The 19,110-nt window shown below is 43.6% G+C and carries 20 protein-coding genes and 1 tRNA gene; 2 read left to right on the top strand and 19 right to left on the bottom strand.

Going from position 1 to position 19,110, the window contains the following annotated elements:
* Positions 1 to 244: 244 nt before the first annotated feature.
* Positions 245 to 316 (bottom strand) — tRNA-Arg (locus BAA9072_RS07650).
* Between the two features lie 572 nt (positions 317 to 888).
* Between BAA9072_RS07650 and clpP the strand changes: the two genes are divergently transcribed.
* Positions 889 to 1,485, top strand: a complete 597-nt coding sequence (gene clpP / locus BAA9072_RS07645) for an ATP-dependent Clp endopeptidase proteolytic subunit ClpP (RefSeq protein WP_098352025.1) — start codon at positions 889 to 891, stop codon at positions 1,483 to 1,485.
* Between the two features lie 48 nt (positions 1,486 to 1,533).
* On the opposite strand, the gene BAA9072_RS07640 is transcribed toward clpP, so the two are convergent.
* From BAA9072_RS07640 to BAA9072_RS07590, 11 genes are all read right to left on the bottom strand, one after another.
* A complete protein-coding gene (locus BAA9072_RS07640) occupies positions 1,534 to 4,407 on the bottom strand; it encodes an ATP-binding protein (RefSeq protein ID WP_201714094.1) in 2,874 nt (957 codons plus the stop codon).
* The gene (locus BAA9072_RS07635; protein ID WP_201714093.1) at positions 4,391 to 4,765 is read right to left on the bottom strand and encodes a response regulator transcription factor; all 375 of its coding nucleotides are present in this window, start codon (positions 4,763 to 4,765) and stop codon (positions 4,391 to 4,393) included. The genes BAA9072_RS07640 and BAA9072_RS07635 overlap by 17 nt, the downstream gene beginning before the upstream one ends.
* Before the next feature lie 109 nt (positions 4,766 to 4,874).
* Positions 4,875 to 5,066, bottom strand: coding sequence for a hypothetical protein (locus BAA9072_RS07630; RefSeq protein ID WP_201714092.1), 192 nt, complete (start codon positions 5,064 to 5,066; stop codon positions 4,875 to 4,877).
* 61 nt (positions 5,067 to 5,127) lie between these two features.
* Complete coding sequence (locus BAA9072_RS07625; protein WP_201714091.1) at positions 5,128 to 6,732, bottom strand: GGDEF domain-containing response regulator; 1,605 nt, start codon at positions 6,730 to 6,732, stop codon at positions 5,128 to 5,130.
* A gap of 463 nt (positions 6,733 to 7,195) precedes the next feature.
* On the bottom strand, positions 7,196 to 7,453 hold the full coding sequence (locus BAA9072_RS07620) for an HPr family phosphocarrier protein (RefSeq protein ID WP_060672665.1): 258 nt from the start codon (positions 7,451 to 7,453) through the stop codon (positions 7,196 to 7,198).
* Between the two features lie 27 nt (positions 7,454 to 7,480).
* The gene (gene whiA, locus BAA9072_RS07615; protein WP_201714090.1) at positions 7,481 to 8,428 is read right to left on the bottom strand and encodes a DNA-binding protein WhiA; all 948 of its coding nucleotides are present in this window, start codon (positions 8,426 to 8,428) and stop codon (positions 7,481 to 7,483) included.
* A 61-nt stretch (positions 8,429 to 8,489) separates the two neighbouring features.
* Entirely contained in the window at positions 8,490 to 9,452 is a 963-nt protein-coding gene (locus BAA9072_RS07610) for a gluconeogenesis factor YvcK family protein (protein WP_201714089.1), read from the bottom strand.
* Positions 9,449 to 10,342 (bottom strand): RNase adapter RapZ, encoded by an 894-nt coding sequence (gene rapZ / locus BAA9072_RS07605; RefSeq protein WP_201714088.1) that lies wholly within the window; start codon positions 10,340 to 10,342, stop codon positions 9,449 to 9,451. Before rapZ ends, BAA9072_RS07610 begins: the two co-directional genes overlap by 4 nt.
* A gap of 49 nt (positions 10,343 to 10,391) precedes the next feature.
* Entirely contained in the window at positions 10,392 to 10,850 is a 459-nt protein-coding gene (locus BAA9072_RS07600) for an 8-oxo-dGTP diphosphatase (protein ID WP_098352016.1), read from the bottom strand.
* 425 nt (positions 10,851 to 11,275) lie between these two features.
* A complete protein-coding gene (locus BAA9072_RS07595) occupies positions 11,276 to 11,992 on the bottom strand; it encodes a GDSL-type esterase/lipase family protein (RefSeq protein WP_201714087.1) in 717 nt (238 codons plus the stop codon).
* Between the two features lie 283 nt (positions 11,993 to 12,275).
* Positions 12,276 to 12,590: a MerR family transcriptional regulator gene (locus tag BAA9072_RS07590; protein WP_201714086.1), complete on the bottom strand. Its 315-nt coding sequence runs from the start codon at positions 12,588 to 12,590 to the stop codon at positions 12,276 to 12,278.
* A gap of 182 nt (positions 12,591 to 12,772) precedes the next feature.
* On the opposite strand from BAA9072_RS07590, the gene BAA9072_RS07585 reads away from it, so the two are divergent.
* On the top strand, positions 12,773 to 12,925 hold the full coding sequence (locus BAA9072_RS07585; protein ID WP_082386330.1) for a Fur-regulated basic protein FbpA: 153 nt from the start codon (positions 12,773 to 12,775) through the stop codon (positions 12,923 to 12,925).
* Positions 12,926 to 13,032: 107 nt separating this feature from the next.
* On the opposite strand, the gene trxB is transcribed toward BAA9072_RS07585, so the two are convergent.
* The 7 genes from trxB to hisB all read right to left on the bottom strand — a co-directional run bounded on the left by trxB (position 13,033) and on the right by hisB (position 19,091).
* Positions 13,033 to 13,980, bottom strand: coding sequence for a thioredoxin-disulfide reductase (gene trxB, locus BAA9072_RS07580; protein WP_201714085.1), 948 nt, complete (start codon positions 13,978 to 13,980; stop codon positions 13,033 to 13,035).
* Positions 13,981 to 14,120: 140 nt separating this feature from the next.
* Positions 14,121 to 15,632, bottom strand: a complete 1,512-nt coding sequence (locus tag BAA9072_RS07575; protein WP_201714084.1) for a tetratricopeptide repeat protein — start codon at positions 15,630 to 15,632, stop codon at positions 14,121 to 14,123.
* Positions 15,633 to 15,755: 123 nt separating this feature from the next.
* Entirely contained in the window at positions 15,756 to 16,385 is a 630-nt protein-coding gene (gene hisIE, locus BAA9072_RS07570; RefSeq protein WP_201714083.1) for a bifunctional phosphoribosyl-AMP cyclohydrolase/phosphoribosyl-ATP diphosphatase HisIE, read from the bottom strand.
* Positions 16,382 to 17,140, bottom strand: coding sequence for an imidazole glycerol phosphate synthase subunit HisF (gene hisF, locus BAA9072_RS07565; protein ID WP_201714082.1), 759 nt, complete (start codon positions 17,138 to 17,140; stop codon positions 16,382 to 16,384). The genes hisIE and hisF overlap by 4 nt, the downstream gene beginning before the upstream one ends.
* Positions 17,134 to 17,868 carry a 1-(5-phosphoribosyl)-5-[(5-phosphoribosylamino)methylideneamino]imidazole-4-carboxamide isomerase gene (gene hisA / locus BAA9072_RS07560; RefSeq protein WP_201714081.1) on the bottom strand — a complete coding sequence of 245 codons (735 nt, stop codon included), beginning with the start codon at positions 17,866 to 17,868 and terminating at the stop codon, positions 17,134 to 17,136. Before hisA ends, hisF begins: the two co-directional genes overlap by 7 nt.
* Complete coding sequence (gene hisH, locus BAA9072_RS07555) at positions 17,865 to 18,500, bottom strand: imidazole glycerol phosphate synthase subunit HisH (RefSeq protein WP_201714080.1); 636 nt, start codon at positions 18,498 to 18,500, stop codon at positions 17,865 to 17,867. The genes hisA and hisH overlap by 4 nt, the downstream gene beginning before the upstream one ends.
* A gap of 3 nt (positions 18,501 to 18,503) precedes the next feature.
* The gene (gene hisB / locus BAA9072_RS07550; RefSeq protein ID WP_230980793.1) at positions 18,504 to 19,091 is read right to left on the bottom strand and encodes an imidazoleglycerol-phosphate dehydratase HisB; all 588 of its coding nucleotides are present in this window, start codon (positions 19,089 to 19,091) and stop codon (positions 18,504 to 18,506) included.
* Between the last annotated feature and the right edge of the window lie 19 nt (positions 19,092 to 19,110).

The following is a 19,110-nucleotide window of genomic DNA, read 5'->3' as shown; positions in this document are numbered from 1 at the left end:
AACAGTGTGAGAACGACAGAAGGATTCAAAAGTTACTATATGATTAACACCAGGGCACACCTGTCAATGAAAAAACAAGTACAATCTGGTAAGTACATAGTGAACAGCTAAATTTCTAGAATTCTATGAATAAACCATTGAACCAGTTTGGCGTTGCATGGTTGAAACAATTAAAAAGCAATCAAACAACATAAAAAAGACCCTATGCCCGTTGATAAACTCAACAAACACAAGGTCTTTGGTACGCCCTCGGAGGGAATCGAACCCCCATTTTAAGAACCGGAATCTTACGTGCTATCCGTTGCACCACGAGGGCACGAAATAAATAACCGTCACGAATATATATTATAAGCCAGATATCTCTTGTTTGCAATAGATATTATGGTTTATGTCTATTTTGATCACCTATTAATATCTTTTAAAGGGTGCGGAGAATATTTCTATGCATGTTAATTCTATCAGGGGTTACTTTACTCATTATCTATCCATATACAGAACCACAGAGTGGATTGAAGCGGAAGGCACTTGACTCCTGCGGGAAAAGCGGGAAAGTTGAGACCCCACAGGGCAAAAGCCCGAGGAGGCTCAACTCACGCCCCGCGGAAAGCAAGTGCCTGCAGTGGAAAGGAACGATCTTGTTTTCACACTTCACCCATCTTAAGATCGTTCACTATTTTTAGTGGATTAATCTCCTACTGAATCCATAAACTTTACAAACACCCTCCCGTTTAAAAAAGGAATCAATGGGTATCATGTAGAAAGGATTTATATACAGGGTGATAAAGGAAGCGTTTAGTTTGACCTTTATTGACCATGGGTGTATGATTACAGTACAAAGTGAATAAGAAACTCTAAAAAATAAAAAAGATTTTCTAAGGAGGAACGAGGATGAATTTAATTCCTACAGTAATTGAACAAACAAACCGCGGTGAACGTGCGTATGACATTTATTCACGTTTATTGAAAGACCGTGTCATCATGCTTGGAAGCGGGATCGACGACAACGTGGCGAACTCCATTGTCGCACAGCTTCTTTTCCTTGAATCGGAAAACCCGGAGAAAGATATTTCGATCTACATAAACTCTCCCGGCGGAAGCATCACGGCAGGTATGGCGATCTACGATACGATTCAATACATTAAACCTGATGTGCAAACGATCTGTATCGGTATGGCTGCTTCAATGGGTGCGTTCCTTCTTGCAGCAGGTGCAAAAGGTAAGCGCTTAGCCCTTCCAAACGCTGAAGTGATGATCCATCAGCCACTTGGTGGAGCACAAGGTCAGGCAACGGAAATCGAAATCGCAGCTAAGCGTATTCTATTCCTTCGTGAAAAACTGAATCAAATCCTGGCTGATCGCACTGGTCAACCTCTTGAAGTGATTTCAAAAGACACGGATCGCGATAACTTCATGACAGCTGAAAGAGCCCTTGAATATGGATTGATCGATCGCATCATCACTCGCAACGATATGAATAATAAGTAATACGACAGAAACCCCCTCACGGAATGGACCGTTAAGGGGGTTTTTATTTTAGTCTGTCACCCGTTTTTCCTCAACCGGAACTAAGATTTCACCGTCCACCCCTTTTTTCAACAACAGATGTAAAATGGTTTTGGACAGCTTACTGGGGTGATATGGTTTAACTAAATAATCATTGGCTCCAAGCGTTAGTCCTTTTTCTTTTTCATCTAACGCTGAAGAAATGATGATTGGTATTTGCGCAAGTTGTTGGTCCGATTTAATTTTCTCAAGGACATCCCACCCCGACATACTTCCTTCAAGCATAATATCCAGAACGACAGCATCGGGTTTCTCTTCCTGCATTTTGGTTAAAGCTTCCCTTCCCGACGGGGTATGCTGCACCTTGAAACCACTGTCGGAAAGCTCGGCTTTGAGTAAAGATGCAAGATTAATATCATCTTCAATGACGATAATATTCATCCCTTCCCCGCAATGTTCATCCTCTTTATAGGTTTCGATGGTCACCATCGGCAAACAGATGGTAAACACACTTCCTTTACCTTCTTCAGATGAAACACTGATCTCCCCATCATGGGTTTCAATGATTTCCTTCACGATGGTCAGACCCAATCCGGTACCTCCGATTCTTCTCTGATCCGTATTATCGACCCGATAAAATTTGGTGAACAGGTTTGGAATCGCGTCCTGTGGTATGCCAAGACCTTCATCACGGATATCGATGAGAATGCTTTCTTCTCCTTCACGGAATAGGATGGTGATGGTACCCCCATCGGGAGAATATTTGATGGCATTGCTGATCAGATTGGTGAATGCCTGTGACAATTTATCTCGATCCCCAAGGACGATCGTACAATCCGTCTCCCTTGCGATATTGAAAGAGTGATAGGGCGCGTTGACCTTTTGGGTATCGATCACCTGCTGAATGACCGGGACGACATCCTCAAATTTCCTCTCGAAGGTTTGCCGTCCAGACTCCATGCGTTGGACGTCAAGGAAATCGTTGATAAGGGATGTTAACCGCTTTGCTTCTTGATAAATTGTCGTTAAGTATTTCTTTGTTCTTTCCGGCTTTAACTCCTTGGTCAGCATCAGCTCCGTAAAACCAAGCACACTAGAAAGAGGGGTGCGAAGTTCATGACTGACGGTGCTGACAAACTCCGATTTCATTTGATCGACTTCGAATTCTTTCGTGATATTCCGGTGCACAAAGATCGTGCCTATCTGCTCTTCTCCACGATAGAGAGATTCAGAATACACCTGAAATACTTCTTTGCTATCCACCAGGTGATAGGTAAGAAGATGTTTGCCTGTCTTCCCATCCTTCACAATGGTTTCATAATACTCATCCAGTTTTTCTTTATTTTCGACCCGATCCATCAGTGCCTGTTTCCATGTTTGATAGCATGTCTGTTGAAGCTCGTCAATCTCACCCTCGATCAAAGCGGATAATTTCGTATTCATTAATAAGTTGTTGCCATCCATATCAATGAGTTGTATCCCCTCTTGAATGTTATTTAAAATGTCCTGTGTTAATTGACGGTTGGTCTCGGACTCTTCAAAAATGGTGATTTTCTGCAAGGAGATGGAGATTTGTTTCCCCAAGCCCATATATTCTTCCCGTTCCTGTTTGGTGAAATCCTGCCCGAATCGGCTGAATACCATGATGGCCTCCACCTGTTGATCAACGGAAAGGATCGGCAGGAACAAATCATACGAATATAAGGTCTCTTCATAGTACCCTTTTTCTGAAGGGGTCATTTCCCGTTTAAGGGAAAATGGTTCTCTAGAATCAAACAACCTTTGATGGATCCCATTATTAATATACGTTAAGAACTGCATCACCCCTTTTTCGGATATACCGAAGGAGGCACTCGACTTTTGATCATTCATAAGGACAATCATACCGCGGGTGGCGTCCATTACATGACTCATACTTTTAACAATGCTTTCTAAAACTTCCTGTTTGTTTAAGGAACTCGATATCCCGCGAATGAATTCATTTCTGCGCTCCAGCTGTGATTCACGATTCTTCGTGATGCTAAGCAGATGCTCAAGCTCCGATTGCTGGGATTCCAACTCATCCTGCTGGGCGACCAACTCCTCATTCTGGGCAAGTAGATGCTCTTCTTTCTCCTGGATTTTATAAATCATCTTTTCAAATGCCCTGGACATCTTACCAATTTCATCTTTACGTTTGTTTTCAAAAGACCATTGCTGGTATGATTCGTTTTCTGCAATCTGTTCTGCAGCTGATGCCACCTGATTGAGGGGCTGGCCGATTTGTTTTGCTATCATTCGCATCATTCGCATCAGCACAAGGAGCATGAGAAAAATAAAGATGACAAAGGCTGTTTGACTTAAAGACTCTTTCCGTTTCAACTCATCATAAGCATTTCGCTTACTCTGTTCAATGGAGTCCACATACATATTGAGTTGTGTTTGAAAGGTTTCAATTGTAGCTGTTGCACCATCAGCCGATACATCTTTCACGGCCTCGCTATCCCCTTTTTCGAAATAGCTGATGACATTCGGGACCATTTCCTTAAAATAAAGAGTCGAAAATTCCTCAACGTCTCTTAGGAAAAGTTGATCTTCAGATTCTGTTTGTAATTCCCTTAACTTCGTCACCGTGTCAGCGACTTTTTTCTCTTGATCAAAAATACTTTCTTTGAATTCCTGCCTTCCAAATGCAAGATATCCCCTCGCATCAAAGAATGCCTTTTGAAAGTCTCTATCTAATTGTTCGGCAACGTCTTCTTTTCGATTCAGTTGATCCCTTTGTACCTGATACTCATTTGTAAGAGATTGATCATATACGAGCAAACAAGCTGCCCCAATGAAAAAGATGACAATAAAGCCGCTCATCAAGCCGATGAATTGATTGCGTAAACTCGTTTGAAAAAATTCATTCATTCTCTTCATTCAATATATCCTCAATCCTTTGTACGAGTTCTGCAGGACTGTACGGTTTAGCGATGAAATAATCGGCTCCTGATTTCAATACGAGGTCCTTATCCGTCTGCTGGCTCTTTGCAGACACCATCATAATTTTCACCGTACTCTTATCAGGAGATTTCCTTACTTTCTCAATCACTTCTAGTCCTGTGTATAAAGGCATCATGTAGTCGAGGAGAATGAGATCATAGTCATTCTCCATTATGTGCTCGATCGCTTCCTTCCCGTCGGCTGCCTCGTCAAGCTCATGTCCCTCGTCTTCAAGTGTATCCACCATCAACATCCGGAGCACTTCTTCATCTTCCGCAATTAATATTTTCGCCATGTTTTATTCCCCTTCTTTCTCAAAAGCTTCTTTCATTTCATAGTAAGACTGCTTCAATCGTTCATGAGCATTCCAGATGAAAATGGGGATAACCTTTCTTCCGACTTTCTTATCCGTAGGCTGTGCCATGGAACCTATCGATCAATGGTTTGCCATCCTCCACTGCAATGTCTATTAATATGTCAATAACCTGGTCGATCAAGCCTTCATATAGAAACCTATATTCGCATACACCATTCAGATCGGTTATGTAGACTGCACTATACTTGTCAGTGGATGAAGGGATAGTCCTTAACATCACCCATTACCATCATCAGCTGACCAGCACAACAGTAAAATAATAAAGCTCCCGGGAGTACAATTTATCTCATCCTCTTTAGCATTTGACCTAAACGGGCCTCGAGCTCAAGTAATTTAAACGGTTTCGTCATATAGTCATCCGCTCCGAGCTGCAGGGATCGTGAAATGTCCCGCTCACTTTTCCGGGAGGTAAGCATGAGCACTTTGTAACGATCGGAATCACTCCTTGAGCGAAGCTGCTCCAGTACTTCCAGGCCGTCCATCTTCGGCATCACCCCGTCTAAAATCACCAGACAAGGATTTTCCTCATGCCAATCCGATCCAATAAAAGCAGCCCCATCTTTAAAGGTGTGAATATCATACTGAGTATGCTGCTCACTTGGCAGCTTCGACACGATATCCCTCATCACCGTCCGAATGATCGGATCATCATCGACAATGGCAATCTTCAACATTTTATGCGGAGTATGCTCCCTTGCCTTTCCATCTAACTTCACGAGGTTTCTGCCACTGCTTTTTGCCTCATAAAGGGCATGATCAGCAAGCGTTAGCCACGTATTAAATGGCTTCGTCGGATCAGCGATTTCTGCAACTCCTGCAGAGAAAGTACATGAAAAGTCCGGATCTGCCTGAAACACCAGTTGACTGAATCTTTTACGTATATCATCGACCAACGTACACGCTTCTTTTATAGATGTATGAGGGAACAGGATGATAAACTCTTCCCCTCCAAAGCGAAAGACCGTGTCCTGAATCCTCGTTTCGGATTTCAGATGGGAAGCAAATTCTTTCAGCACCCGATCTCCCATCAAATGCCCGTATCGGTCGTTCACTCCTTTGAAATGGTCCAGATCAAGGACGGCCACACAATACGAATCCCCTCTGCGTGTCCAGTCGCTTTGTACTTGGGCATATGCCTGACTCAAGTATTTACGGTTATAAACCCGTGTCAATTCATCGATTAATACAAGCTCTTCCATTTGCTTCTTTCGTTCCATCTGTCGTTTCACCCGTACAATGAACTCATCAAGTTCAAAGGGCTTGGCGATAAAATCATCCGCCCCCATCTGATAACTCTTCATCCGGACTTTCTTACTATTCTCCACGCTCACCATAATTGTGGGAATGAACTGCTGTTTCAGCTTCTTCTTAAAAAAATCCAGAACCTCAAATCCATTCGTCCCGTCCATATATATATCGATAATGGCACAATCCGGCTTCACATCATAGTACGACATGACGGCCTTATCGGGATTGGCGATCGGAACGACGTACCATCCGATCTTCTCCAACTCCTCCTTCATATACATAAGGAAAGATGTGTCATCATCAATGAGCAACACAACGGGTTCTTCCCCATCCCTGCTTTGCTTGCCGGGAAACAGCTCAGATGATTCCTCCTCATAATAGTGATAACAGTACTGGATGATATCAAACAGTTCTTCCTTTACTTCTGAAATCGTCCACGTCCGCTCGTCTTTTTCTTTATGCTTATCCATCAACTCACGAGCCCTGTTACCGATTTTATGTAAACCCAGTACCGAGGCTGACCCCGCCATGGAATGGATGAAACGGTAAACCTCTTCATGAGGGATAGAGGCGGCTGCCTCCCACTCTTCTAATTTTTTTCGAATATTATTAAAGAAATGCTTTGTGTATTTTTCCATTCGGCATCGTCTTCCTTTATCGTAAACTTCTCTTAATATTATAGAAATGCTTCCATTACATTTTTATGTAATGTATTTTTTTCAAACTCATTTTATTATACTCTCGTATTCTCTTGTTTAATAGGTGAGGGATGGAAATGATATGTGTCTTTTTCTCCATTTTCTGTGAACTTCCCGAAAAGTACAATGTAACAAAAAATCGGGAATACATCCATTTTAGATGTGAATTAAATGGAAAAAAGTTCAAAAGACTTGGGGCCTCGAGGGGCTGTCCGTTATAGCTCGAAAGTTGAGATCTCCTAGGCTAACCGCCTGCACAGAAAAAAGCCAGCATCCAGTCTACTACTTTTTTATTCTAACGAAAGCAAAAAAACCTGCGAAAACAGCTTTTTTAAACTAAAGGTCAACCAACTAAAAAAACCGATGACCACTCCCTGGTCATCGGTTTTTTGTAAAGTTCATGTTATGCTTCTTTTTGAACGAATCCTTCGAGGGCGACAAGGGCTTCTTCTTCATCGCTTCCGTCTGCTACCAATGTGATGGCAGAGCCGGTGGAGATGGCTAAGCTCATTAGGCCCATAATACTTTTTGCGTTGACCTTTTTCCCATCCTTTTCCAAGAAGATTTCAGATGAGAAACGGTTTGCCTCCTGAACGAATAATGCCGCTGGTCGCGCTTGCAGACCTGTCTTTAATTTCACTTCTACTTGTTTTTCCACCATAATCATTTCTCTCCCCTTTGTCTTTAATTAGGTATTCAGCTTTTCTCCCGCTCTTAACTTGTCTGCCAGCTGATCAATTTTCCGTAAGCGGTGATTAATCCCTGATTTACTAATGGTGCCGCCAGACACCATTTCCCCAAGTTCTTTCAAAGTGACATCTTGATAGCTCACTCGCAGCTCGGCTATTTCTCTTAATTTATCGGGTAAAACCTGTAATCCTACATGCTTTTCGATGAATTTGATGTTTTCAACCTGTCTCAGGGCTGCACCGATGGTTTTATTCAAATTAGCCGTCTCGCAGTTCACAAGACGATTAACGGAATTCCTCATATCCCGGACAATGCGCACATCTTCAAATCGAAGCAGTGCGTTATGAGCCCCTATGATATTCAGGAACTCCGTGATTTTTTCCGCTTCCTTTAAATACGTTATGAAGCCTTTCTTCCTTTCAAGGGTTTTACTGTTTAACCCGAAGGAATTCATCAGCTCCGACAACGCCTCGTTGTGTTCAGAATATAGAGAAAAGATTTCCAGATGATACGATGATGTTTCCGGATTATTAACCGAACCACCTGCCAGGAACGCCCCCCGTAAATACGAGCGTCTGCAGCATTTTTTCTTAATCAGATCTTCCGATATATTATGGATAAAGGTGAAATGTTCACCCAGAATTCTCAAATCCTCGAGGATCATCTTTGTATCTTCTTTGATTCGTACAATGTAGACATTGTTTTTCTTAAGCCGCATCTTCTTTCTCACCAGAAGCTCTACCGGGGTGTCGTACCCTTTTTTGATCAAAGTATATATTCTTCTGGCAATGGCGGCATTTTCGGTTTGAATATTGACGACGAGCATTTGATTCGAGAAGGATAATGAACCATTCATTCGAATCAATGCGGACAACTCTGCATTTGCACAGCAATCTTTCACTTCAATATTGGTTAGTTCTTTTTTCGTTTCGGACGCAAACGACATCCCCATCACCTCCTAGCAAGCGCTTGCACAACCTTTCACACAAGAAATTTTTGCTGTTGTATCAGTTGCTTGTTTCTTTCAGATAAGAATATATAATATCTGCGACCTTTTCTGTGTTATGACGGACGAGATGATTGTCATAGGAAAGTATCTCTTCTGCGATCACTTCCAAGCCCATGGACTTTAATTTATCCACATCGAAATGAACGGGGCTCGCCTGCTCTTCATTATATCGTTCCTGCACCTCTTTTGGCACCTGTTTCTTGTTCACCAGGATATAATCAATGCTTGGAGTTTCTAAATGATCGTATAACGCCTTAACGTGGTCGCTTGCTGAATAATCCAGGGTTTCCCCTGCCTGGGTCATGATATTGCAGATATACATCTTCTTGGCTTCAGCCCTGCATACGGCTTCTCCAATACCAGGAACTAGAAGATTCGGTAATATACTAGTATATAGGCTTCCCGGCCCCATCACAATCAAATCGGCTTCCTTAATAGCACGCAGGGTTTCGCTTAACGCTTTGGTGCTGTCGGGCTTAAGGAAGACACGCTTGATCTTCTTCCCTGCTTTCGGAATGGCAGATTCACCCGTAACAATCGTTCCATCCTCCATTTCAGCCTTCAGGATGACACTTTGATTCGCAGATGGAAGCACCTTGCCCTTCACATTCAACACCCTGCTCATTTCCTGTATGGCATGGACAAAGTCCCCTGTAATAGAGGCGAGGGCCGCGATGATCAGGTTTCCCAAGGCATGACCGGAAAGCTCATTCGTCGTTTCAAAGCGGTGCTGAAACATTTGTTCAACCAGTGGCTCTACTTCTGAAAGAGCAGCCAGGACATTCCGTATATCCCCGGGGGGAGGTATATCCAGGCTGTCCCGCAAACGACCGGAACTGCCGCCGTCATCTGCAACGGTGACAATGGCCGATATATCAATCGGGTGTCGTTTCAATCCACGGAGAAGGACCGGCAGGCCGGTTCCTCCTCCGATCACGACGACCTTGGGTGTATGTGTCATGTTGTTAGACCCTTTCTCTTCTGAATGTCCCGATGAGAAATTTTTGTTTGATAGTCTTTTTCAAAATGATGTCCAAGATACTCTGCTAACGCAACCGAACGATGCTGTCCGCCTGTACATCCAATCGCGACGACGAGCTGACTCTTTCCTTCCCGCTTGTATTGGGGAAGCATGAACGCAAGTAAATCGGTCACTTTTTCGATGAATTTATTCGTTTCATTCCATTTTAATACGTAGGTTGATACCTCTTCATCCAATCCCGTTTTCGGTCTCATATGATCGATATAATGGGGATTGGGGAGAAAGCGTACATCAAACACCAGATCGGCATCGATGGGAATCCCGTGCTTAAAACCGAATGATACGACATTCACTGTAAAGATGGTCTTTTTGTTCACCGAGAATTCCGTTAGAATCTTTTCTCGAAGCTCTCTTGGCTTCATGGTTGACGTCGTATAAATTAACTGCGCTCGCCCCTTCAATTCTTCCAGGAGCTCCCTTTCCTGACGTATCCCCTCAAGAGGCAAACCTGAAGGCGCCAACGGGTGGGAACGACGTGTTTCCTTATATCGTCTGACCAGGGATGAATCATCTGCATCGAGATAGAGAATCTGTGGTGATACCCATGAGGTTTCCGCCAGTTCGTCTAATGCTTTGAAAAGATGATCGAAGAATTCTCTTCCCCTGAGGTCCATTACTAAGGCGACCTTATTCATTTTATTACCGGACTCTTTCATCAGTTCCAAAAATTTTGGCAGAAGAGTGGGCGGCAGATTGTCCACACAGAAAAACCCTAAATCCTCAAAGCTCTGAATGGCAACGGTTTTGCCAGCCCCGGACATCCCTGTAATGATTACCAATTGAACATCGTTTGTCGAACCTGTACTCATACTCTTCCCCCACTTTTATCGTAATGTTCTATATTAAAAAGTTCGTTGTTTAACTCGGATCCAGTCGATAAGATAATAATTTAAAATCAGGAGTATAGGTAAACGTCCCATAAATCGTATTCTTCCCGTGTAATAGGTAGTCCAGAATATGATAATCTCCTTCAGCCATCGGCAAATTCTTGATGTCTTCAATCGGATGCCATTTGATCTTTCCTTCTTCTGATTCCTGAAGATTGACCCCATCCGCCTCTGTTGCAAAGAAGGAGAACATCATCCACTCCGATACGATTTGATCGCCATCTTTAATGATAAATGTAAAGACGCCTTTCAGATCAGGATTTTTCAAGTAAATACCCGTTTCCTCACGATACTCGCGGATGACCGCATCCCTGATCGATTCTCCGGACTCCATCTTTCCACCCGGGGCGACCCACCAGTTCCGTCTTGGCTTTTGGAGAAGGAGCACCTTGTCTCCATCCAGATATAAACAATTTGTGACACGTTGCACTGCCTTCACCTCAATCTTGATGTTTGGGAGCGATGTATGTACCAGTCCCACAGTCAATCTCATTCCTTATATTATACTATGATTGCAGACAAGCTACAATGTCTTGGCATTCGTCTTGAAGTTGTCGATTGAAATCGAAAGATAATGGGACAGGTTTAGACATGTGTAAGGGGGTATTCAGAATAGGTACAGGCACATCGGAGTCACTATAACAGGAAAGAATGCAAAAAAATAGACACAGGCGATTCCTGTGTCATCTACGGGATTTATTACTTAAAAGGGGGTCAATTTCTTATTATCTATATTACCCGAAAATTGTTTCACTAGTGTTACAACAGATTTAAAACGGTATTACGGAATTGTTAAGGTTTTGAAGGTGGTTGGGAAATCCCCTCGAATCTTCTCGATTCATGTCAAAGTCCATGTTAAAAGTCATAGTTCTTCACAATTTGGTCTGCGATTAATTCATACCCTTTCCCATTAGGATGAAGGGAATCATGAAAATAGTTTTCCTTTGACTTCCCTTTGAATAATGGATTTATTGATACGTATTTCACATTGTCATGTTTATTTGCTTCTTTCATCATCGACTTATTCCAATCGTCCACGTACGCTTCGATTTTATCGCTGTCTTTGTCCGGATATGGATTATATAAACCCAACACAATGATATCCGCTTCTTTGTTCGCTGTTCCGACAATATTCAGGATCTTATCCAGATGGTCGAGGTAGTCCTTTTTCGCATCCATGATTTCATCATGATGTAAAGGGAACAGGTCTCCACCATTGTTCTTGATTAAATCATTGGTTCCAATGTTGATGATATATATATCTGCTTCACTTAAGTCCCCTGCTACTTCGGGCTTTACAATTTGACTTAGTAACTGATCCGATTGCTGCCCGGGTACTCCGAGGTTCTGGAAGTGATACGACGTCTTTGGATGTTCTTGATTTACTTTCTCTTCTAAACGACCGATATACCCAGCTTCCTTTTTATCCCCGTAACCATAGGTAAGGGAATCCCCTAATGCCATGACGCGCTTTTTTGAAGAAGATTCTGTTCCATCAGCAATAAAGCTGAAGTAGACAATAGGAATAAGGGCAAATAGTACGATGACCGCTGCTAGTTTTAACTTTTTCATTGTTGATCCGACCTTCCAAAATAACTGAGATGACTTTCATAATAGTCGTTATTCCCTCTTGGAAAGGTTATAATCCTGTTTTTTTTTGGAAGTGATCTGAAGGTCGAATCAATGTTCATTCTTTGTGGAAGTGCGTAAATGTTTAAGGATAGGAGATTGTGGATGAGCACTATACATCCATTCTACCTTTTTTCATCAAAAAGGATAAATACCTTAAGTATTCTTTTGCCCATTCACAGTATCCCGTCCAAAATGACATATCCTACAGAGGTCCGTCCCCCATTTATTTCTTCTGAATGCCAAATCGTGCATTCAGCTGACCTTTAATCATTTTCTGTTTTGCTTCTTTTCTCTCTTTTCTGGTGAGTTCATGTTTGATTTCTTTTGTTGTGACCCCTTCTTCACGCTGATCGGCGATGTCCATTAAACGTTCCACATCGGAAAAGGAGTACTTCCGATAACCCCGGTTGGAGCGCTGGGGGAATATCAGATTCTTCTCTTCATAGTAACGAATTTTCCTTTCGGTCAAACCGGTTAATTCACTCACGACTCCGATCGATATCACTTTTTTATCCTTATAGGAAGGTTCGTTGTCCACTATGTCCTCATCCTCCTAAACAGGGAATACCTTGATTATACAGGTCTTCTTTCATTCTTTGGACTATTATGTCAGAAAACCTGACAAAGAATTCTAAATTGATAGAAAACTTAACAAGGTAGATGATTTTCTGTGGAGATCCCCTTATACTACCCTTAAGAATCTAAAAGGAGTGAACACACATGCCCTTTTTACGTGAAGCCGTTGAACGACAGAGGCAGCAGTTTATTCGTCGGTTAGTAGAAGCTGGTGTTTACAAACCATGTGATGAAGGATTGAAGAAGTTGACGTTGTCAGAATTAGTGTATGTGTTTAATAAGCATAAGAAGAATTGACTTCAATTATTTCAGAACCATCGATTCCTTGTTTATAGGCACCCATCAGCTCTGTCCATAAACAAAAAAGCCTTACGAAAGAATCTATTCGCAAGGCCTTTTTTTCATTATCCGTTCTTGACTTTTTCTTTCAGCTCTTCGATATAGTGTTGAGCTGTTTGAGCAGCGATACTGCCGTCTCCGGTTGCTGTTACGATTTGGCGAAGTTGTTTTTCACGAACATCCCCGGCAGCAAAGATTCCGGGAACCTTTGTTTCCATTTGTTCATTCGTTTCAATGTACCCTTCAGAGTTCAGGATTCCAAGGTTTGCAAATGGCTTGGTTAATGGAAGCATTCCGATATAGATGAAGACACCATCCGCCTGGAAGTTGGCTTCTTCTCCGTTTTCAGTGGATACAAGGGTCACACTGCCGACCTTACCATCTTTGTCATTGATTTCTTTCACTGTATGGTTCCAGATGAAATCAACTTTCTCATTATCAAATGCACGTTCCTGCAGGATCTTTTGAGCACGAAGCTCGTCACGTCGGTGAACGATCGTCACTTTGTTCGCAAATCTTGTAAGATAGACCCCTTCTTCTACGGCAGAGTCTCCTCCACCGACAACAACAAGATCTTTTCCTTTAAAGAATGCCCCGTCACATACGGCACAATAAGATACTCCCCGGCCACCGAGTTCCTTTTCCCCAGGAACACCGATTTTCTTGTATTCTGCACCTGTTGTGATGATCACAGCACGGGCCTTGAACTCTTTTGATCCGGTTTTGACGATTTTGAAATCGTCCCCGTCCACGATTTCCTTGATGTCTCCGTATGCGTATTCCGCACCGAATTTCTTGGCATGGTCGAACATTTTATTAGAAAGGTCAGGTCCAAGAATATGGTCGAAGCCAGGATAGTTCTCCACTTCTTCCGTATTCGCCATTTGTCCGCCCGGCACTCCTCTTTCAAGCATAAGCGTTGAAAGGCTTGCACGTGACGTATAAACAGCTGCAGTCATTCCTGCAGGGCCTGCACCTGCAATGATTACATCATAAATTTTTTCTTCAGACATAATGACATTCTCCTTCCGAAACAGTCGTTCATTAAGATACTATTGCTGGAGGTTTTAATGGCGCTTGAGCCTTCCATACATAGTATTAACTTCCTACACCTATCCTATAAAAATTATGGTCGTATCGTCCAAAAATATGCTCAGGGAAGGTAACTTTCAACGACGGCAATATATTTTGTCAGGGTACTTGCGGATAAATTGAAACGGTCACACAATTGTTTTTTCGTCACCTTTTCATTCCGCAGTCGGTGCCAGACGAATTCCGTAGCCGCTGCGAATGCTTTTGCATTCTTGAAGGTTTCCCGCTCTTTGATCCCCCGGTAGGCAATCGTGAACCATGTAAGAAATAATCCGGATTCCACGCTCGTGATCGGGCGATGACCTCCATAGAGGTGAAGAGCGACCTGATGCATATTCTGAATCTCCTGATTCACTTTGATCGAACTTTTCCCGTTACTATTCAGCACCTGAGCCAAATAAACCTTTTCGACAATCGACAAATCCTCTACATCACAGAAATCCGCATGAGTGAGGATTGCCCTTTGATTCGCCGAGATGGACGTCAGAAAGAGGCCGAATAATTTCTCTTCGGTATAGTCACTTTGAAGCTTTTTCAATATGGACGTGACGTGATTTTCAAAGCCTTCTGCCTGCTTTTCGTCGTTCCACGGTTCGAGGCCTTCTTTTTCAGGATTGATCTCAAGTACCTTTTTCCACGCATTCCTGGCCGTATTCTCATGCCCTGTTTCATAAGCAGAGTAAGACAACCAATAATAGAAGCTTCCATCGCCTTCGAAGCCAATCTTCTGAAGAGACTTCAACCAATCATATGCCCGCTCCGAACGCCCTACAAGGGCAAACGTGGCCCCCAGCTTGTAACGATGTTCATGGAGCAGGGGACGGACCTTCTCAAGACCCTGGATCAATTCCTCCAACTCGTCATGGCGCTTTTGGTAAAAATAAAAAACAGCCGTATTGCACAGGGCATGTAGATTCCCCGGATTCTTCTCAAGTACCTCTTCCAAGGTGGCGGATGCTTTATCCACTTCCCCCAGATAGAAGTAGGCAAGAGCCAGATTATTGTAGGCGGACCAGAATTCAGGATAGTCCCGGATGACCTCTTGTAAGGTATCCACTGCCTTCTGGAAGTGACCGGATTCGAGGAGTTCCCTTGCTTTTTCCTGTTGGACGATGAGCTCATCATGCTCATACAGATCATCCACAATCAAATCGGAATCAAGTTCAAGAAGCTCCAATAGATCTTCGGCATCCTCGACGAACTCACCATATTCTTCTTTATCCAAATATGTCGAGACCTGTTCATATGCCTCTTTAAATAAACCAAGGTGAGCATAGTTATTGGCCAAGAAATAATGGCATTCTGACATATGGGGATCAAGGTCCTCTAGTATGTTATGCAATAAATCATTGGAACGCTTGTATTCGCCAAGCTCTGTATACACAATCGATAATTGACAGGCAATCATCGGTTCAATCGGTTCTAATTGAGATGCTCTATTTAAATATTTTAACGATTTTTTTAGCTCGCGACGTTGATAAGCTTTCATCCCTTTGTTGTAGTAATACTCGCCAGTTGGGACAAAAGACAACACTTTCGCTTCTTCACTACCTAATTTTGACCCTTTTCTCATCAAAGTCCTCCGAAACGTTCATAGTATAACTACAGTAGTATATCATACAATACCCCTGTACTAAACTACCATATTTTGAGGGACGGACCTTCGCCAATGGGCGAAGGTCCGTCCCTCAGTAAGTTATTTATGATGACGTTCCACGAGTACACTCAAGACACTTTCGAGTGGGAGCTTTTGTTCTCTTAAAAGGACGAGGATGTGATAAAACAGGTCTGCCACTTCCCACTTCAACTCTTCACTGTCCCTGTTTTTCGCTGCAATGATTACTTCTGATGCTTCTTCTCCTACTTTTTTAAGGATTTTGTCCACCCCTTCTTCGAATAAGTAGGTAGTGTATGCTCCTACCGGACGCTCAATTTCCCTGTTTTCAATGAGTTTCTCAAGGGTAATGAGGATATTTTCAGTGGAGGATCGCTCTTCACCAAATACATTTTCGTGAAAGCAGCTTTCTTCACCTTTATGGCAGGCCGGACCTTTTTTATCGGCCAGGACAAGAAGGGCATCTTTATCACAATCCCACGAGATGTTTTTTACACGTTGTGTATTTCCGCTTGTTTCCCCTTTGTGCCACAGCTCTTGACGTGATCGGGAATAAAACCAGGTTTCCCCGGTCTCGACGGTTTTCCTGAGAGACGTTTCATTCATATATGCTAAGGTTAATACATCTTTCGTCTCAGCGTCCTGTACAATGACAGGCACGAGCCCCTTTTCATCGTAATTCACGGATGCGATCCAATCAGTGTTTGTCATCGAACGTGGACCTCCTCTTTTCGTAAGTAGCTTTTTACTTCTTCTACACTCGTTTCTTTATAGTGAAAAATGGATGCTGCCAATGCAGCATCGGCTTTGCCTTCCGTAAACACCTCTTTGAAGTGTCCGGCATTCCCAGCCCCACCGGATGCAATCACAGGAATCGATACCGCTTCGCTGACTGTCTTTGTAAGAGCCAGGTTGAAGCCTTTTTTCTCTCCATCCCTATCCATGCTCGTCAGTAAGATTTCCCCGGCGCCTAGGGATTCCACTTTTTTTGCCCATTCCACAGCATGTAGGTCTTTCAGTTTTCTGCCTCCATGGGTGTATACCTTCCAACCCTTACTGTCTTCATCATATTTGGCATCTATCGCGACTACGATACATTGAGATCCGAAGTAATCGGCCCCTTCCCGGACAAGCTCAGGTCGCAGTACAGCTGCTGTGTTCAGGGATACCTTGTCCGCCCCTGCGCGCAGGATGGCTTTCATATCCTCCACTGAATTGATCCCTCCGCCGACTGTAAAGGGAATCGCCAATTCCGCAGCCACACGTTGAACGACTTCCACCATGGTTTTGCGGCCTTCGTGAGATGCTGAAATGTCCAGAAATACAAGCTCATCCGCGCCCTGCTCGTCATACACTTTCGCGAGCTCGACAGGATCCCCCGCATCACGGAGTTCCACAAACTGAATCCCTTTCACCACTCGTCCATCTTTCACATCCAAGCAGGGAACGATCCGTTTCGTTAACATGACTTCACCTCATTTACTGCCTCACTCACCGTAAACTTCCCTGTGTAAATCGATTTACCGCAAATGGCACCGGATACACCCCGGCTTTCGTATTGCTTTAAAGTCCTCAGGTCTTCAAGTGAGCTAATGCCTCCAGACGCAATCACTGATTTTCCCGTTTGTTCAGCCAGCTCCGCAACCGCATAAACATTCGGACCAGATAGCATTCCGTCTGTGGCAATATCGGTGAAGATGAATGTTTCAGCACCGGCTTCAGCCAGTTCCAGCCCAAGGTCGACCGCTTTAAGGGCTGAGGTTTCCAACCATCCGTGAGTAGCCACATAGCCGTCCTTTGCGTCTAATCCGATGGCGATCCTATCACCGTATTCAGAAAGCCAGCCCTTCACCAACTCTTTGTTGGAAACAGCGATGCTCCCAATGATGACGCGATCGACTCCACGGTTTAAATAGTGCTCAATATCCTCTTTCGTACGGATTCCGCCGCCAATTTGTACCTTTGCATCGAGTTTTTCTGCAACAGCAATGACGAATTCATCATTGATCCGTGAGCCTTCCCTTGCCCCATCAAGGTCAACCATATGAATCCACTCAGCCCCTTCATCGACGAATTTCTTCGCCATCTCAAAAGGGGAGTCACCGTATATCGTTTCCTGATTATAATCCCCTTGTACCAGGCGGACACATTTTCCACCACGCATATCAATGGCAGGATAGATTGTAAAACTCATGAGACCGCCTCCTTCACCCGCTTTGTAAAGTTTTCTAGCAGCTTCATTCCAAGATCCCCGCTTTTTTCAGGGTGAAACTGCATTCCGTATATATTTTCCCGGCTCACGACGGCCGGGATTTCGACACCTGCATAATCGGAGCTTGCCGCAATCACGTCTTTGGATCCTTCGTGTACATAATAAGAATGAACAAAGTACACATAGCCTTCCGTCAACCCTTCTAAAATGGGGGAATTCTTCTGGAAACGAAGAAGATTCCAGCCCATATGAGGGACTTTAAAAGCATTTCCCTGACGGTCTACTTTCGGGATATGGAGCACCTCACCGGGGAGGAGGGCCAATCCTTTTGTTGATCCATTTTCCTTACTTTCTTCAAACAGCAACTGCATTCCTAAACAAATGCCAAGGAGCGGTCTGCCGCTTTCAGCAAACGTTAGGATGGTTTCTTTCAAATGGGTGGTTTCAAGGAGATTCATGGCGTCCTTAAATGCTCCAACCCCTGGTAAAATCAGCCCATCCGCTGTCAATAATTCGTCTTGGACATCACTTATGAAATAAGGGACACTCAAGCGCTCCAATGCTTTACTGACACTGAACAGATTCCCCATCCCGTAGTCCACAATTCCGATCATGTATTATAACATTCCCTTCGTCGATGGTACCCCTTTTACCCGGGGATCAATCGTGGTCGCTTCATCTAATGCACGGCCAAGGGCCTTGAAGATCGCTTCAATGATATGGTGAGTGTTATGACCGTAATGAACGATGACATGAAGGTTCATCCGTGCTTCAAGAGCAAGCTTCCAAAGGAATTCGTGAACAAGCTCCGTATCGAAGGTTCCGACTTTCTGACTTGGAAGTTCTGCACGGAATTCAAGATGAGGACGGTTACTCAGGTCCACCACTACCTGGGCAAGAGCTTCATCCATCGGTACCATGGCGGACCCGTAACGCTTGATGCCCTTCTTGTCTCCAAGTGCTTCCAATAATGCCTGACCCAAGCAAATTCCGATATCCTCTGACGTGTGATGGTCATCGACCTCGGTATCTCCGCTTGCTTCAATAGTACAATCGAATTGTCCATGCTTTGTGAACAGATCCATCATATGACTTATGAACGGAACCCCAGTCTCCATTTTCGAATTTCCTTCCCCATCGATTCCAAAACTCAAACGAATATCTGTCTCATTCGTCTTTCGCACAATATCTGCACTTCTCACCATGATGTCCTCCTTTTTGGGA

It is taken from the genome of Rossellomorea arthrocnemi (assembly GCF_904424705.1).
GTDB classification, from domain to species: domain Bacteria; phylum Bacillota; class Bacilli; order Bacillales; family Bacillaceae_B; genus Rossellomorea; species Rossellomorea arthrocnemi.
Note: the sequence above shows the minus strand (reverse complement) of the source record. Positions and strands in the feature narration are given on the sequence as shown.

Bases quoted from the DNA above. Each gene is read 5' to 3' on its own strand.
- clpP (WP_098352025.1), top strand. From the start codon at position 889: ATGAATTTAATTCCTACAGTAATTGAACAAACAAACCGCGGTGAACGT.
- BAA9072_RS07640 (WP_201714094.1), bottom strand. From the start codon at position 4,407: ATGAAGAGAATGAATGAATTTTTTCAAACGAGTTTACGCAATCAATTC.
- BAA9072_RS07635 (WP_201714093.1), bottom strand. From the start codon at position 4,765: ATGGCGAAAATATTAATTGCGGAAGATGAAGAAGTGCTCCGGATGTTG.
- BAA9072_RS07625 (WP_201714091.1), bottom strand. From the start codon at position 6,732: ATGGAAAAATACACAAAGCATTTCTTTAATAATATTCGAAAAAAATTA.
- BAA9072_RS07620 (WP_060672665.1), bottom strand. From the start codon at position 7,453: ATGGTGGAAAAACAAGTAGAAGTGAAATTAAAGACAGGTCTGCAAGCG.
- whiA (WP_201714090.1), bottom strand. From the start codon at position 8,428: ATGTCGTTTGCGTCCGAAACGAAAAAAGAACTAACCAATATTGAAGTG.
- BAA9072_RS07610 (WP_201714089.1), bottom strand. From the start codon at position 9,452: ATGACACATACACCCAAGGTCGTCGTGATCGGAGGAGGAACCGGCCTG.
- rapZ (WP_201714088.1), bottom strand. From the start codon at position 10,342: ATGAGTACAGGTTCGACAAACGATGTTCAATTGGTAATCATTACAGGG.
- BAA9072_RS07595 (WP_201714087.1), bottom strand. From the start codon at position 11,992: ATGAAAAAGTTAAAACTAGCAGCGGTCATCGTACTATTTGCCCTTATT.
- BAA9072_RS07585 (WP_082386330.1), top strand. From the start codon at position 12,773: ATGCCCTTTTTACGTGAAGCCGTTGAACGACAGAGGCAGCAGTTTATT.
- trxB (WP_201714085.1), bottom strand. From the start codon at position 13,980: ATGTCTGAAGAAAAAATTTATGATGTAATCATTGCAGGTGCAGGCCCT.
- BAA9072_RS07575 (WP_201714084.1), bottom strand. From the start codon at position 15,632: ATGAGAAAAGGGTCAAAATTAGGTAGTGAAGAAGCGAAAGTGTTGTCT.
- hisIE (WP_201714083.1), bottom strand. From the start codon at position 16,385: ATGACAAACACTGATTGGATCGCATCCGTGAATTACGATGAAAAGGGG.
- hisF (WP_201714082.1), bottom strand. From the start codon at position 17,140: ATGTTAACGAAACGGATCGTTCCCTGCTTGGATGTGAAAGATGGACGA.
- hisA (WP_201714081.1), bottom strand. From the start codon at position 17,868: ATGAGTTTTACAATCTATCCTGCCATTGATATGCGTGGTGGAAAATGT.
- hisH (WP_201714080.1), bottom strand. From the start codon at position 18,500: ATGATCGGAATTGTGGACTACGGGATGGGGAATCTGTTCAGTGTCAGT.
- hisB (WP_230980793.1), bottom strand. From the start codon at position 19,091: ATGGTGAGAAGTGCAGATATTGTGCGAAAGACGAATGAGACAGATATT.